This window comes from Chitinimonas sp. BJB300 (assembly GCF_002735695.1).
GTDB lineage: Bacteria > Pseudomonadota > Gammaproteobacteria > Burkholderiales > Chitinimonadaceae > Chitinimonas.
This window is the reverse complement of the sequence record NZ_PDZH01000097.1, coordinates 1-15,849: the sequence shown is the minus strand read 5'-3', so window position 1 is coordinate 15,849 and position 15,849 is coordinate 1. Positions and strand designations below refer to the sequence as shown.

9 protein-coding genes and 1 pseudogene are annotated in these 15,849 nt (G+C 52.3%); 4 read left to right on the top strand and 6 right to left on the bottom strand.

Features of this window, described 5'->3' with window-relative positions:
- The coding region (locus tag CSQ89_RS15510; protein ID WP_158229011.1) for a ShlB/FhaC/HecB family hemolysin secretion/activation protein at positions 1 to 612 on the top strand (612 nt) is incomplete at its 5' end.
- A 199-nt stretch (positions 613 to 811) separates the two neighbouring features.
- Complete coding sequence (locus CSQ89_RS15505) at positions 812 to 5,800, top strand: YDG domain-containing protein (protein ID WP_158229010.1); 4,989 nt, start codon at positions 812 to 814, stop codon at positions 5,798 to 5,800.
- A gap of 132 nt (positions 5,801 to 5,932) precedes the next feature.
- Here the strand turns inward: CSQ89_RS15505 and CSQ89_RS15500 are convergent.
- From CSQ89_RS15500 to CSQ89_RS15475, 6 genes and pseudogenes are all read right to left on the bottom strand, one after another.
- Positions 5,933 to 6,169, bottom strand: a pseudogene (locus tag CSQ89_RS15500) (IS6 family transposase); the annotation flags it as partial.
- 188 nt (positions 6,170 to 6,357) lie between these two features.
- Positions 6,358 to 8,964 carry a chemotaxis protein CheB gene (locus CSQ89_RS15495; RefSeq protein WP_099407029.1) on the bottom strand — a complete coding sequence of 869 codons (2,607 nt, stop codon included), beginning with the start codon at positions 8,962 to 8,964 and terminating at the stop codon, positions 6,358 to 6,360.
- A 354-nt stretch (positions 8,965 to 9,318) separates the two neighbouring features.
- Complete coding sequence (locus CSQ89_RS15490) at positions 9,319 to 9,693, bottom strand: type II toxin-antitoxin system VapC family toxin (protein ID WP_099407028.1); 375 nt, start codon at positions 9,691 to 9,693, stop codon at positions 9,319 to 9,321.
- The gene (locus tag CSQ89_RS15485; RefSeq protein ID WP_099407027.1) at positions 9,690 to 9,887 is read right to left on the bottom strand and encodes a type II toxin-antitoxin system VapB family antitoxin; all 198 of its coding nucleotides are present in this window, start codon (positions 9,885 to 9,887) and stop codon (positions 9,690 to 9,692) included. The genes CSQ89_RS15490 and CSQ89_RS15485 overlap by 4 nt, the downstream gene beginning before the upstream one ends.
- A 477-nt stretch (positions 9,888 to 10,364) precedes the next feature.
- Positions 10,365 to 12,026, bottom strand: coding sequence for a M12 family metallopeptidase (locus CSQ89_RS15480; protein WP_158229009.1), 1,662 nt, complete (start codon positions 12,024 to 12,026; stop codon positions 10,365 to 10,367).
- A 657-nt stretch (positions 12,027 to 12,683) separates the two neighbouring features.
- The gene (locus CSQ89_RS15475) at positions 12,684 to 14,681 is read right to left on the bottom strand and encodes a M4 family metallopeptidase (RefSeq protein ID WP_099407025.1); all 1,998 of its coding nucleotides are present in this window, start codon (positions 14,679 to 14,681) and stop codon (positions 12,684 to 12,686) included.
- Positions 14,682 to 14,846: 165 nt separating this feature from the next.
- Between CSQ89_RS15475 and CSQ89_RS15470 the strand changes: the two genes are divergently transcribed.
- Together CSQ89_RS15470 and CSQ89_RS15465 are read left to right on the top strand one after the other, a co-directional pair.
- Complete coding sequence (locus CSQ89_RS15470) at positions 14,847 to 15,464, top strand: winged helix-turn-helix domain-containing protein (RefSeq protein ID WP_099407024.1); 618 nt, start codon at positions 14,847 to 14,849, stop codon at positions 15,462 to 15,464.
- A 90-nt stretch (positions 15,465 to 15,554) separates the two neighbouring features.
- The coding region (locus CSQ89_RS15465; RefSeq protein WP_143747079.1) for a helix-turn-helix domain-containing protein at positions 15,555 to 15,849 on the top strand (295 nt) is incomplete at its 3' end.

The following is a 15,849-nucleotide window of genomic DNA, read 5'->3' as shown; positions in this document are numbered from 1 at the left end:
TACCATCGCCGACAAGCCCGTTGCTGTCGCCGCACCAAACGTGCTCAGCAAATAGTCGGTGTACAAATCGAGTTCTTTGTTCTTCATGGCGACAGGTTATCGTATGCACTGCGTAACATCAGTTACTCATATCAACAACCGTTATCGGGTGGGTTTTCCTTACAAGGGTGGCTGGAAGGACAATACGCCGAAAAGAACCTTGATTCGTCGGAGCAATTCACGCTGGGAGGCCCTAGCGATATTCGCGCCTATCCTGTCGGCGAAGCACAGGGAGACCGGGGTGGGCGCGCTAGCTTGGAACTCCGATACGACGTGCCCAAAGTCGTACCTTCACTGGGCCGGCTACAGCTGGCTACCTTTGTCGACACAGGCAACATAGCCGTTAACAGTGAATCGTCGGGCATTGCTATTTCCACTGCAACAGGCCGTAACAGCTATGCCTTGAAGGGATGGGGGTTGGGTGCCAGCCTGTTTAAACCGAACCAGTACAGCCTGCGACTGGCCTGGGCGCACAAGATAGGGTCAAACCCTGGACGTAGCGCCATGGGCGATGATGTGGATGGGAAACATCATGCAAGTCGTGTTTGGTTGCAGGGCATTCTGTGGTTCTAGTTTGCCGTCAACCAAGGCATAAACGGGGACCTCAAAACATGCCAGTAACTCAGCAAGACAAGGTGAGAGAAAAACATTGGTGCATGGGAAAGTTGAAAATGCATAGCGATATTTTTTTTAGGCAATGCTGTGTCGCAACGAAGCTAGCGTATATGACGGAACCCAAACGCCTATCCAACTTTCAAGCGAGTGCGCTGCTATGAACAAAATTCATCGTCTGGTTTGGAGCTGTGTTCGTAATGCTTGGGTGGTTGCGCATGAGTGTGCCAAAGCCGCTGGTAAAGCCGCGACTACTACCAGCACTGCTTGTGCTGCGCGTTGGGGAATGATTGCCGTTTTAGAGAGCATCTGCTTGGTACAGGCGGCACCACCAGTTGCTGCAACCCTACCTAGTGGCGGGCAGATTGTCTCGGGCTCGGGCAACATCAGCCAGTCTGGCAATGCGATGACGGTAAATCAGGCTACCGACAAATTGATTACCAACTGGCAAAGTTTCGATATCGGTAACCAAGCCAGTGTCAGCTTCAACCAGCCCGGTGCGGACAGCATTGCGCTAAATCGGATCACTGGTCAAAGCCCTACCCAGATATTCGGGCAGTTGAATGCGAACGGCCAAGTGATACTGATGAATCCGGCTGGTGTCGTGTTTGGCCAGGGTAGCCAAGTGAATGTGGGCGGTATTGTGGCTTCCACTCTATCGTTGACCGATACCGACTTCCTGGGTGGCAGGCTCCGCTTTGTCGGTACTTCAGGCGAGATCGTGAATCAGGGGACCCTCAGCGCCCAGGGTGGTGTAGTGGCGTTGGTTGCACCGGTGGTGAGAAACGAAGGGACCATCACCACGCCAAACGGTACAGCGGTACTGGCTGCAGCGCAGGATGTCTCGCTGGACTTCACTGGGACGGGCTTGTTGACAGTTACAGTCGCAAAATCAAAGCTCGATGCATTGGCACAGAACCACGGTTTAATTCAAGCGAATGGCGGGCGGGTCATCCTCACCGCTGGGGCTGCGCGTGATGTGTTAGCTGGTGCTGTCGGGAATTCTGGCGTAATTGAGGCCAATGCGTTGACTCAGCAGAATGGGCGCATATTGCTGGAAGGCAATTGGATATCGCAGGAAGGCCGTCTTACTGCTTCAGGCGGTCAGGTCAATCTACAGGCAAGCCAGGGTATTTATCTAGATGGTGAGGTTGACGTCTCAAGCATGCAGGGACAGGGCGGGCATATTGGGATCAAGACCGGCAAACTGGAAGGGATGGCGGAAAGCAGCCTGAAGGCCAATGGTACAGATGGCGGTAGTGTAAAAATTGAGGGTACGGGCATGGTGGGGTTCTCCTCTGCTGTGTCGGCTACTGGTGTCCGCAATGGTGGTGTTATTGAGGCTACCGGTGCCAATTTGGCGTTGCTAAATGCCAAGGTTGATGCTTCGGGCGGGGTACAAGGTGGCACCGTACACTTGGGGGGCGGCTGGCAAGGGACGACATCGTTACCTCAGGCGCAGGAAACCTTTATCGGCGTGGGTACAGAGGTTCGCGCCAACGGTGGTGGACTGGGACAGGGCGGTGAGGTAGTTGTCTGGTCTACCCAAGCTAGCCAAAACAACGGTCGTTTGCAGGCGAAAGATGGCGGGCGCATCGAACTCTCTTCCAAAGGTAAGGTACAGCTTAATGGTGGGCTGGACGCCGGCTTTGGCGGGAACGTACTGCTGGATCCGAAAAACCTCATCATCACCGCTACGCCACCCAATAATCTGACCATGGTCAGAAGGCTTGCGAGTGGCAGCATGGCTGGCGGGCCTGCTTTGGCAAATAACGACTGGTTTGGTAATGGCCTTGCACTGGATGGCGACCGATTAGCCGTGGGTGCCATTCTGGATGACACCGGTGGTACTAACCGTGGTGCTGTGTACCTCTTTACTGGCGTAGGGACAGATTACTCGGCGTTGACTTGGCAAAAAAAGATCGCGAATGCTCAGGGCGCGGTAGGCATGCCTGTACTGACAGATGATGCCAAATTTGGCGCAAGTATTTCGCTGAAGGGCAACCTGCTGGCTATTGGCTCAACGGGGGACGGCACAAGTGGAGGCATTTGTGTAACGAATTGTGGTGCGGTGCATCTATTTAATGGTGCAGGGGGGGATTTTTCGGGGCTGACGTGGCAGAAAAAGTTAGCGGACACCACAGGTGCCACGGGTATGCCGACATTTCCCAATGACATCATGTTTTTTGGTATTAGTGTTGCCTTGGATGGTGATCGTTTGGTTGTTGGTACACCTTATGAAGAGGTGACCGGCGTCACTCGCGGTGCGGTGTATGCATTTACTGGTGTGGGTAGTGATTTTTCCGGGCTGACATACCGGAATAAAGTGACCACCAGCCAAGGCGCAATTGGCATGCCGGCCCTGGGTACGAATGACAGCTTCGGTAATGCCGTCTCCCTGAACGGTGACCGCCTGGCGATAGGCACTAATTTAGATGACACGGGTGGAACCAATTGGGGCGCTGTGCATTTATTTACCGGGGTAGGCAGTGATTTTTCCGGCCTTCAATGGGTAAAGAAATTAGCAAGTGGCACTGGTGCTGTGAATCAGCCAACACGCACGAATGGCGCAGTTACGTATCAATTTGGGTATAGCGTTGCTTTAGATGCAGACCGCCTTGCAGTGGGTATGGTGGGTGATGACATCATGGCGGCTTCAGCAGGTTCTGCGCTGTTATACACGGGTGTTGGTAACGATTACTCCGGTCTGACCTTCCAAAAGTATGTGCACAGCGGCACGGTAGGGACGATGCCGGCGTTGGCCGCGAATTCGTTCTTTGGCACGTCCATCGCCTTGGATGGCGATCGTATGGCAGTGGGGGCACCGTTGGAGGATGCCGGTGGTGTGGTTCGTGGCGCGATGTACCTGTTCAATGGCGTGTTGACCTTTCCTTCTGGGGCGGATTCGGCGGTATTTTCCCAGACGCCCGACGCCACGACCTACATGACGCCGGCAACGATAGAGAGCATCTTGAACACGGGCTCGGCAGTCACCCTGCAAGCCAATAATGACATCACGGTCAGCAGCGCCATAGCGGCCAATAATCCTGGTGGGAATGGCGGTAACCTTACCTTCCAGGCAGGACGAAACATTAATTTTAATGCCAACGTCGGCACCGACAATGGCAACCTGACAGCGGTTGCTGGAGATAGCGGCGCAATCAGCGCCTATACCGACGCCGGTACCCCCACCATGACGATTGCCAACGGCGTTAGCCTTAATGCCGGTACGGGCAATATTGTGCTGGCTTCACGTGGGGGGAACTTCGTCAACAATAGTGGTAGCGGTGCCTTGGCGGGGGGGGCGTGGCAGGTATGGTCAAGCGACCCAGCCAGTGATACACGTGGTGGTTTGGTGTATGACTACAAACAATACAACGCTACTTATGGCAGTACCGCTGTGTTGGGAACGGGACGCGGCTTTCTCTATAGCCTGGCTCCCGTTATTACACCGAGCCTGATTGGTGCGGTAAGCAAGGTATATGACGGTAATACGGCAACCAGCCTGACGGCAGCTAACTACACGTCAAGCGGTGCAATTGATGGCGATATTGTGACGTTGAATGATCCTGCTGCCGGGAACTACGACACTAAGAATGTGGGCACAGGTAAGAATGTAACGGCGACAGGCATTGCTATTGCCAGTGCGACCAATGGGTCTGCCACCGTATATGGCTACCAGCTCTCTTCAACAACGGCTAATGGCAATATCGGCACCATCACGCCCAAGGCATTGACGCTGAATGGGCTGACACCCAATAACAAGATCTACGATGGCAGCACACTTGCCACCATAGGCAGCTATGGCAGCTTGGTGGGTTTGGTGACGGGGGATGCTGTTAACCTGAACAGCGCCAATGCAACGGCGAACTATGCCGATAAAAATGTCGGGATCGGTAAAACGGTCACGGTTGCCAATTTGGGTTTGGCGGGGCTGGATGCATCCAATTACAGCTTTGTCAGCACGCAAACCGGTACCAGTGACCTCACCCCCAAGGCATTAACGCTAAGCGGGCTGACCCCTAATAACAAAATCTACGATGGCAGTACGAACGCAACTATAGGCAGTTATGGCAACTTGGTGGGCGTAGTCACGGGCGAGAACGTTACGCTGGACAGCAACAGTGCAACGGCGAACTATGCCGATAAGAACGTTGGGATCGGCAAAACGGTCACGGTTGCCAATTTGGGTTTGGCAGGTCTGGATATATCCAACTACAGCTTTATCACCACGCAGACCGCTACCGCAGACCTTACCCCTAAGTCACTATCCCTGACGGGGTTAACCATCAATAACAAACCGTTCGACGGCAACACGACTGCCTCCGTTGGCACTTTTGGTAGTTTGACAGGCGTACTTGCCGGCGAGACAGTTGTGCTGAGCAGTGGCGGCTCAAACGCGAACTTTGTGGATGGTTTTCCAGGGCAGAGCAAGCCGGTCAATGTCTTGGGCTTGGGATTGCAAGGGAGTGATGCGGGCAATTACGCAATTGGTACACAGGTGAGTACAGCGGATATTACTTCCAACACCAAGCAGTATATTCCTGAGTTGGAGTCTCCAGTTTTGAATCCAGATCCGATCAACCCTGTGAAAGGAGTGCTTGATCTTAATGGCAGACCTATCGTTGACGACCAAATCCCGATTTTGCTCAATGTGGATTTGAAGGCCGATTTGACAGGCGTTGGACAGTTGAATCCTGTAGCGGTGAATAATCGTCACAATACCATTGCCGTTGCCATCGGCGCGGGCAATCCCAAAGGTGTATCTCAAACGTCATTGGGCGATACGGTTATCCCTGTATTTGATCAACCTGACGGTGGCCGAATTTCGCCAGTCGCACAATACAAGGTTACGGAGCAGGGTGGGGAGTTGCGCGCTACGGCGTTTGGGCAATCGTCTGCCCTGCCAACTTTGGAGAGGATGCGGCAAGAGCCGGTGGTGGTGCCGATAGAGTTACCTGATAAATCGCAGAGTCAGCTGCTGATCAATATTACGAATAATGGAGTGCTGCTGGTCCGGGCTGCGGAGCGCATCAAGCATGTCTACGGCGAGCGCCACATCATGCTGCTTGGCTTAATGGCTGCCCGTCAGCGCTTGGGGGTGGCGCTGAGTGACATCAAAGCTGTTTTAATTCAAGCTGTGCGATGATAAGAATTGAACAAGCTTGAAACCGGCTGTTGCTCGGTCTTCTGGGGTCGGTAATAACTTGTAAGGGCGCTGTTGCAAAAAGGCCAGAACCCCGCTCTTCATGCGCTCCTCCAGCCTTTTTGCAACAGCACCCGTTTCATCGACCCGCCAGCGGCTGCCGGGATGACGCCAAGCCCAGCGCAACCGTTTCTCGATCTCGGGTGCGTAACGCTGGACCCAGCGATAGAGGGTAGTGTGATCAACATGGACACCGCATTCATCCAGCATTTCCTGGCGTTCGCGGTAGCTGATCCCGTAGCGGCAATACCAGCGGAAGGCCCAGAGAATGATTTCTCCTTCAAAGTGGCGCCATTTGAAGTCTGTGTTCATCGCCTTGCCCCCCAAGATGCTAGCTATCGGCATAGCAGAGACCGCCCCCTAAGCGGAGCGCCAGCACGACAATATTTTTTGCAACAGCGCCCTTGCCGTTTTATCGCGCCGAGAATGCCAGATCGCCGATCAATTGATTACCTTGACCCACAATCAGCGCAAATGGGGGACGCCAAATCAACAACATCTTAAAGCTGGTTATGCTGCAACTGCGTCTCAAGTAGCTTCAGCTCACTGATATCCGTAAAGGTAATGACCACACCATCGATCACGTTATCCTGCGTGCGATAAGGCATAATCCGCACACGATACCAACGACCGTCATTGGTTCCGGCTTGCGTCTCCTGGAATATCAATGTCGAAAGCACATCATGTGCATCATTCTTGAGTTCTGGATAATCAAGGTCGGTCATCACATCCGAGAATGGTCGGCCAACATCGCTGGGAATAAGCTTGAACAGCCTGGTTGTATGCGAGGTAAAGCGCCTTAGTTTCATATCGCCGTCAAGGAATATAGTCGCAATCTCGGTACTGTTTAGAAGGTTCGTCATATCATTCTTCACCCCGGTCAAGTCCTCCATCTTTGACTGAAGCTCGGCATTGACCGTTTGTAACTCCTCGTTCAAGGACTGCATTTCCTCCTTGGAGGTTGTCAGCTCTTCGTTGGTCGATTGCAGCTCCTCATTGGTGGATTGAAGCTCCTCATTGCTCGACCTTAGTTCCTCCATGGAGGACTGCATCTCTTCATGCATTGCCTGGAGGGCGTCTCGCGCCTGTCGCAATTCCTGCTGCAAAACTTCATCGACCGAAGAGGAGGCGGACTTACGACGCATACGCGTCGTTTTTGGGGTAGCAACATCGCTGAATACAATGATTATTAGCCCGCGCAACGGCAGGGGATTTTCAATCGCTCTTACGGTAACGTTGACGATTTGTACACTGCCATTGATAGGAATCTGCAGCCCTTGGAGTTGAATTGGTTGTGGATCCCGTAGCGCTTTACGAATTACACCAACCAGAGCTTCACGCAACCCCTCACGCGCCATCGCATGAATATTGATATTTACCTTGCCCGCAGCTGGCTCTAGGTAGGCTCCCGTACGTCCACTGATGTAAAGGATGTCGCCGTCTGAATCCACCAATACCGCTGCCGGCGCATAGTTCTGTTGGATCAGCTGGTCGGTCAGCAGCCCAATGTTCTCGTCGGGTTCCATGCGCTCGACAGGCAGGGTCTCACTGTACACTGCGACGGGCCCTGGCGTTTTGCCAGGGAAAACCATTTCCGATGCAGAAGACCGCTGATCGAGCCGGCGGAATAAGTGCACCTTGCTTTTGATGGGTGCAAATAAATGGCTGCCATGACCGGCGGACTCCGCACTGCCCAGCAGCAGCAATCCACTGGGATTCAAGGCATAGTGAAACAGCGGCAATAACTTTTTCTGCAACGGTGTTCCAAAGTAGATCAAGAGATTGCGGCAGCATAAGATATCCAACTTTGTAAAGGGTGGGTCGGAGATAATGTTCTGGGTTGCGAACACAACCATCTCGCGAATCTCTTTTTTGATCCGATACCCATCTGCTTCACTGACAAAGTAACGGGCAAGCCGCTCAGGTGATACGTCTGCTTCAATATTGCTCGGGAAGAGTCCCTTGCGTGCTTTACTGATAGCGTCCGGGTCCAGATCGGTCGCATAGATTTGAAACTCAAAACGCCCGTTGGGTTTGAATACTTCCAGCGCCTCTTTCAAAACAATCGCCAGCGAATAGGCTTCCTCACCGCTGGAACAGGCTGCTACCCACGCGCGTAGTGGCTTACCCTCGGGGTGTTGCGCAAGCAACGCAGGGATAGCTTCATCGCGAAAATACGCCCACACATCAGCGTCACGAAAAAAGTTAGTGACACCGATCAACAGCTCCTTGAATAGCTGATCGATTTCTTGCGGGTTTGTACGCAGATAATGCACATAATTAGCAATGCTGCTTAGTCGGTGTAAGGCAATGCGCCGCTCGATGCGTCGCTCGAGGGTATTGGACTTGTAGAGCGAAAAATCGTTATGACAACGGTTGCGCAGCAAAACGATGATCTTACCCAGATTGGTTTTAACTTCGGTGTCGGAAGAGCTCGACGCCAACGTTATCCTTGCCGGGAGTTTGAGGCTGACAAGAATTTCTTCTGGTAGCTGTTCTGCAGGGGCAATGATGTCGACCACCCCAGCCTCGATGGCAGAGTGCGGCATGCTGTCCGCACTCGCGCTGGCGGGTTCCTGTGCAAGACAAAGACCCATCTTCTCCTTGATTGCACGCAAGCCAGCCACCCCGTCAGAACCCATACCCGACAAGATGACACCAATCGCTCTCTCTTGCTGTTCCTCTGCCAGAGCACGCAAGAAGAAGTCGATAGGCAGACGCAAGCCATGCAACTCAATGGGATCACGCAGATAAAGCATCCCGTTTTGAAGCAACAGGTTCTTACCGGGGGGGATGACGTATACACAGTCAGGCACCACACGCATACTATCGCTGACTTCAAACACCGACATGGTGGTCGAGCGCTGCAGAAGTTCTGGAAGGGCACTGGTGTAAGCAGGTGCGAGATGTTGAACAATCACAAATGCTATACCAGTATGGGCAGGAGTATGAGTCAAGAATTTCTCAAGCGCTTCAAGCCCCCCCGCTGAGCAACCAATCCCCACAATAGGGAATGCTGGGGTATTCAGCACACCAGTTGTTAAGTCGTCGATACCTTTTTTAACTTCGCTCGATGCCCGCTTGGCAGACTGAGTAGATTTGGCCATGACTGTCCTTATGTATTCTGAGCGCTTTGGGCATAGGGGGCTCTTAACCGTCAACGCCTATGCACCCAAAGGATTGGCATTCCCAAACCTAGCAAAAACCTCAAGCCAACAGTGCTGAGGCAATTCTCATTCAGTTTACCTAGTTCACCAAATTGAAATAGACTGTGAATACCCCTACTGCCTTAAAGGCTATAGAGTATGGGCAAAACTTTGATAGATAAAGATATCCTTTGCGCAATTAAGCCGCCGTTTCCAGCTGATTTTGGCGATGTGGCAGTTTTTGCAGCTATCTGTAATCCCCCAATAACCAATGAGCTAGTTAGCCGCAATCGCGTGATTAGATTGCCCCTAACTTCAATGGGTCGGCTCAGAAAACGCGCATTCAAACGCTGTTGCAATTGCAGCAAGCCGCTTGTCCCGTGTCCAAAACCGCACTGAGCCTTCAAGCAAAGTAGAGGCAAGTAAGTGAGCATCGATGTAACCGATACCTCGCCCCATCAATTGACGCTGTTCAATAAAAAACAGTACCTCTTCATTTTCAGCACACCGAACAGTTGGTAAGGACTGCAGTAAGTCCAATACCGTTTCCCTTGTCTTGAGATTCCCACAGGCCAGTTCGCCAATCACCATGGGATGGACACATACCATCCCATTCTCGAGCAATAGCTTGAGTTGGACATCGCGATAACGCAGATGGTCTATCCAAACTGAAGTGTCAACCAGGATCATTTTGGTTCGGACTGGCGGCGCGTAACCATTTGCAGTGTGGGATCAGAACCACCCAATTGAGCCAAACGCTTAGCACTTTCTCTTTGGATAAGGGCCATAAGCGCTTCGCGCAAAAGTGCACCGCGCTCTTGTACGCCGGTCAGCCGCTGGGCCCGATCGAGCAAAGCATCATCGAGATTGATGGTAGTACGCATATTGGCCTTCTAATAAAATAGAATCAATAATCGCACCATTTGATGCTAAAGATTACATCTTTGCAAGAGTGAACTTGTATTCAGCTAATTAGGTTGCATCCAAGTTGAGTTGCGTGGGGAATCGGAAAATGGGTTCTTGGACGCACTTGCCTTTTCCCGAACCCGCATGATGGACTGCCGTGTCAACTGGTAGTCCCGCGCCGGTTGCGAGACCGCCCCCCCCCTAAGCGGAGCGCCAGCACGACAATATTTTTTGCAACAGCGCCCCCCCGCCCCTATTTTGAAACCAAACCGCCGGCCTCGCGGGCCGTTTTTGGTGATGGTACCGTAGCAGAGAGACAGCCAGTTCGACCTATCCCAAAACAGCGCCATGTCGCCCTTGAGCGATTCATAACACCTGGGCTATCGATATTGAAAAATCAAATCCCCTGACCTTGTTCAGGTACAGGGGACAAGAGATGCAACTACGTTGATGATTTATTCCCAATAAGCAGAGGCACGCCCATCCGCATTGACCCACGGTAGAGAAGATGTACAACGTGAGGGAGCACAAGTACTACCGTAAATAGGGTAGTTTCCTGATCGGGTGCCATCGACTTTTACCGTCAACGTATAGCTTCGCCCATTAAACTGGACTTGCTCGCCACTCCGATACTGACGATATTCATCAAAATTACCTGACGCTGTCGTACCACCACCGCTACCCGCACCAGCCCAGTAAGCCTTTAGCCAGCCGCCGTATGTATAGGGGTTATTTTCACCGCAGGCGGTAGGGTCGCAGTACGAACCCCAGATCTGGTAATCGCCACCAGGCTGGTTGTTGACCCGCACTGTGAGGGTGTAGCGCTTGCCATTGACGTCGACAATGTCACCCTGCTTGTATTGGATACTGCGGTCGTAGTTGCTGGCGCTACCACTACCCGTACCACCACCGTTCTTGTCTTTCAGTACAGTTAGCTTAAAGGAAGCCGTAGCTTCTTTGCCGTTGGCGGCAATAACACGCACCTTAACGTTGGCTGTACCGACGGCGCCCCTAACCGGTGTGACACGAACGGTACGTTGGTTGCCTTGGCCTGCTTGAATATCGATGCCGTTATACGCAATCACACGTGTGTTGTCTGAATCAGGGTAGAAACGAACCCCCGCCAGGTCGGCACCCGCCAGATCCAAGGTCAGGTTACCGCTGCCATTTTCATCAATGGTTAATTGCTGAGCGCTAAATGTGGCGTTGAGCGTTACTTGGCCCGGATCACCAGGGTAGAAATGCTTTACGGCTGCCACGTCACCAGGGCTAAGGTCCCTACGCTGTCCCATTCTTTCTGGGTCAATACCACTTTTGAGTGGAACCATCGTCTTCTGACTCAACATCCCACTCTTGTTAAAAGCCCAATCGGGGTAATGCATGATCGAGTCGTAGTCATAGTCACCTGCAGGATCAACTTCGCTAGAACTTTTCTTCTCGTATTCGCTCAGGTACTTGTCCTGAATGTTTTCAAAGTATACCCGTATATAGTTGTCACGATCCGGGCGCATCTGTTCATGCTCCCAGCCCAGTGCATGCAACAATTCGTGTGCAGCGTTTCCTGCCCTACAGCCATTGCCGATAGAAATGTCCTGCTTACCCTGCTTCATGCCTATTTCTGAATAACAATCATCATCATCGTTACGGTAGAAGCGTACATAGTTCGGTTCGAGGGTCCGCGGTACAAAACGCACGGCAGTTTTATCCGAAATCAGCTTCATACCGGCCTGAATAACCTTACGATTAGTTTGTGGCAGCTGATCGTCGTAAATGTAGTAAACGGTATTATTGGGCCACCGGGTAGCTCGGGCAATATGATTGTCATGCGCATTCTGCTTGGATTGATTAGCGCTTTCCTTGCTCCATGGCTCTACGGGGGATAGATCGACACCATCGCGTATAGCCTCCTCGCTTGGACCAAGCACCATATCGCCTAAGAGAGCCTTGCCATCCACGACGCGGACAATGACCTTTTTAACAGTGCCTTTTACCGTGACTTCGGCAAACTGCTGTTTATCAGATACCTTCAGTTCTGGATTGTCCATCGTATTGGGCTCGGCCATTACGCCCAGGGCGGCAACCGCCAATAAAGTAAGCGCAGAAAATTTAAGTTTCATGATGCCCTTCCATCTTGAATTCATTCAACAACAATTGATAACCTAGAAGGGCTAAATCAGAACTAGATAAACGCTTCTAATCTGTTATCCATCACCACAATTTACCTACACTTTCATGCATCCCACACGAGGCCATCGCATTGGCGAAGTCTCAATAACATCACCGCTTCAAATTAGTTTGTTGAACAATTACCACAACGGGTATGCACACATACTGTTGGGCAAATCTAAAGTTATGACATAGACATGTCAATAAACGAACGCACCCAACTAATACCATTACCTACCGGTTATTTCATGTGTAGCCATCAACGCACTAGCTGACGTGGCTTCCCCATACTCTCTTGGCGGTTTTTTGCAGGAAACCACTTAGCGAAGACTGCCTTATTACAGCTCAGTGCAAGCCCAGCCCCAAAACGCAGCTGACACTGCGAAAACTTTTCCAAGAACATAATGGCTTGAAGCCCTACTACAGGCCCAACAGCCGAAAAAGCTGCCCGGACCAAGATCGACAGTGGCTCTATGGGTGGTCGATTACCCGTATCGGTTGCCTGAGTACCCGGGGGGAGACGCCCTCGGGCTATAGATATTGAAAAAATCAAATCCCCCTGACCTTGTTCAGGTACAGGGGACAAGATATGCAACTACGTTGATGATTTATTCCCAGTAAGCAGAGGCACGCCCATCCGCATTGACCCACGGTTGAGAAGACGTACAACGCGAGGGAGCACAAGTACTACCATAAATAGGGTAGTTTCCTGATCGGGTGCCATCGACTTTTACCGTCAACGTATAGCTTCGCCCATTAAACTGGACTTGCTCGCCACGCCGATACTGACGATATTCATCAAAATTACCTGACGCTGTCGTACCACCACCGCCTGTGGTGCCACCACTGCTACCCGCATCAGCCCAGTAAGCCTTCAGCCAACCACCGTATGTATAGGAGTTATTTTCACCGCAGGTGGTCGGGTCGCAGTACGCACCCCAGATCTGGTAATCGCCACCTGGCTGGTTGTTGACCCGCACTGTGAGGGCGTAGCGCTTGCCATTGACGTCGACAATGTCACCCTGCTTGTATTTGATACTGCGGTCGTACTTGCTGGCGCTACCACCGCCTCCCCCTCCTGTGGTGGGTGGAAAATTAGGGCAACGTACACCAACTTGGTCGAACACATCGATCACGTCAGCCCGTGACATACCGCGGTCGTCTGCAGCACGTATTACACCGCAAGCACCTTCGTCAAAAGTCGACTGCGGTTTCCAGTACAACATGTTGGCGGTAGCAAACGTAGTGAATGCCTTCTTCACATCCCAGCCTGGTTTATTGGCCAATAACGCAAAGGCTTTGTTGTATACACCGCTGGAGTTGTGAGAATTCATACCGCTGTAGTATTTGCTCGCATGGCTGATCGCATGGCCATTTCGCTCAGGGTCCAGCATGTAGCGAGTGGAGTTATTAGTGCCGTCACGCACGACTTCGTCGCCGAGTATGAAGTCGGTTCTACCGCGGACATATACTTCAGCCGCAGCAGCTGCCATGTCCGAGAATGCTTCGTTCATCCCGCCTGCCTGGCCTGTGTAAACCAACTCAGCATTTTGTTCAGTGAAGCCATGGCTGACTTCATGGGCAATGATATCCAAAGATACTAAGGGGTAATATTTACGGCCACCATCGCCAAAGTTCATTGCTTGGCCGGTCCATTGGGCGTTTGTCCAGTCTTGGCCGAAATGAACGCGTAGGGTCAGCTTTTGTTGTATAGGACGTTTTCCCAACCATTCGTTGTACATATTGAAAACGGAGTTACCAAAGGCATGAGCATCGTTCAGCGGTGAAAAGGCGCCATTGACTGAGCGGACGGTATTTCGTGCAGTTCCGTTATTGAGGCATGAAGGTGGGCGGAAAGCTGTATCCAAAGGTTGAGTTCCATTGAGCATATCAACGGTTTTGACATTAGCATTTTCAAAGCTGCAATCCTGACCTACCTCGAAAGCGGGATAGTCACGGCCATACTCGTATTGGCCTACCTTTTCGTTTCCGCCGGGACCTGTCATGTTTAGGGTGGTTAATCCTTCCCACTGGTCATGAACTTTAAGGGTTTCTGCATCAACGATGAAGTGAGGGCGTGTGGGGTTTGGCGTGCTGATGTATAGAGAAGCTAAGTACACTCGTTGAGCACGACCACTACGCTGGTCAATCACGGTGATGACTTGCTCAATGGCCTTATGTTCTGCTTTATCTACCTGAGTTCCTTTTTTCCGGAGCAGGTTCCACACATCATCTTCGCTGTAGCGAGCTTGAGGACTAGGCAAGTCAGCGGCAATACCGCTTAACAAAGTACCGGTTGTATAGCTCGGTACATCGGCAAGCATGCCTTCAGGGCTACTGGCGTAGCTGGTGACGATGGGATTTTCACCCCATACGCGCACACCCTTATGACGTTGCTCCATTCTGGAGAGCTTGTTGCCACGAGCATCTGTAATGCTGCTCCCCTCTTTGGGTACCACGACAAAACCGGAAGAATCGGAAGGAGCGTCAAAAGCCGGCATACCTTGGCTTAAATCAATACGGGTGGCTGCCACTGCAGATGTAGCACTGGCGACTGCAATTACCAGCGTGACCATCCGCCGAACTGAAACTCGCTTAGTCATCATGATCGTCCTCAGAGGTGAGATTTATGACAATGGGCATTAGGCTACATTAATTTGATATTACAAACATGTTTTTGTCATATATGGTGTGAATTTTACGGGTAGGTTCAAACTATTCACCCGGCAACTAAGTGTTGATTTATTGGTGCCTGCCCCCAACTGATAGAAATGGACAAAGAAGACGGACGCAAGCTGTCGCGGCAAGAACAGCACGAAAGGCGCAAGCAAGCTGTGAGGCTGCATCGGCGTGGCATGCCCATCAAGGAAGTGGCAGTCAGCCTGGGCGTGGCGGAGGGAACGGTGCGCAGCGCAGTCAAGTCGGCCGATGCCGGGGGCCTCAAGGCGCTAGCCCCTAAACCCACAGGGCGCTCGCTGGGCCAGCAGCGGTGCCTGAGCGCCAATCAGGAACTACACATCCAGCGCTTGATCTGCAAGAACCGCCCCGAGCAACTCAAGCTGGAATTTGCGTTGTGGACGCGCGCGGCGGTGCTCCTGCTGGTCAAGCAGGAATTCGGTCTGGCGTTGCCTATTCGCACCATGGGCGAGTACCTCAAGCGCTGGGGCTTCACCCCACAAAAGCCCCTCAAGCGAGCCTATCGGCATAGGGGCGGCCAGATTACCTGGCCGACCCCTGCCACACCACCCGGCATGCGGGTCCGCACCGGGCGGTTCGAGAAGTTGAGGTTAGGCGAGTCTTGGAACTCCCAAGCGGTCGAAATAGGCGATCGGCAGCGCACGATTCAGCACGCCGTAGCCATTACGTGTAGAAGTTCAGACTTGATCTGACAGTCTCACCTTGCAAATGGTGGGGTTACCCGTTTTGATACAGGTGCGAATCTTTATCGAAACAGCGCATATGCGCCAAGGAGTAACCCCATGGCTAGTCTCAATCAGAATGTCATCAAGCACAAGATCGGCCTGCTGAATCTCGCCGCTGAACTTGGCAATGTTTCCAAGGCCTGCAAGATGATGGGGCTTTCACGCGACTCGTTCTACCGCTATCAGCATGCGAAGGCGGAGGGCGGTGTCGAGGCCCTATTCGACGCTAACCGCAAGAAGCCCAACCCGAAGAATCGCGTCGAGGAAGCCACCGAAGCAGCGGTCATTGCCTACGCCACCGAACAGCCCGCGCATGGGCAGGTTCGTGCCAGCAATGAATTGCGCCAGCGCG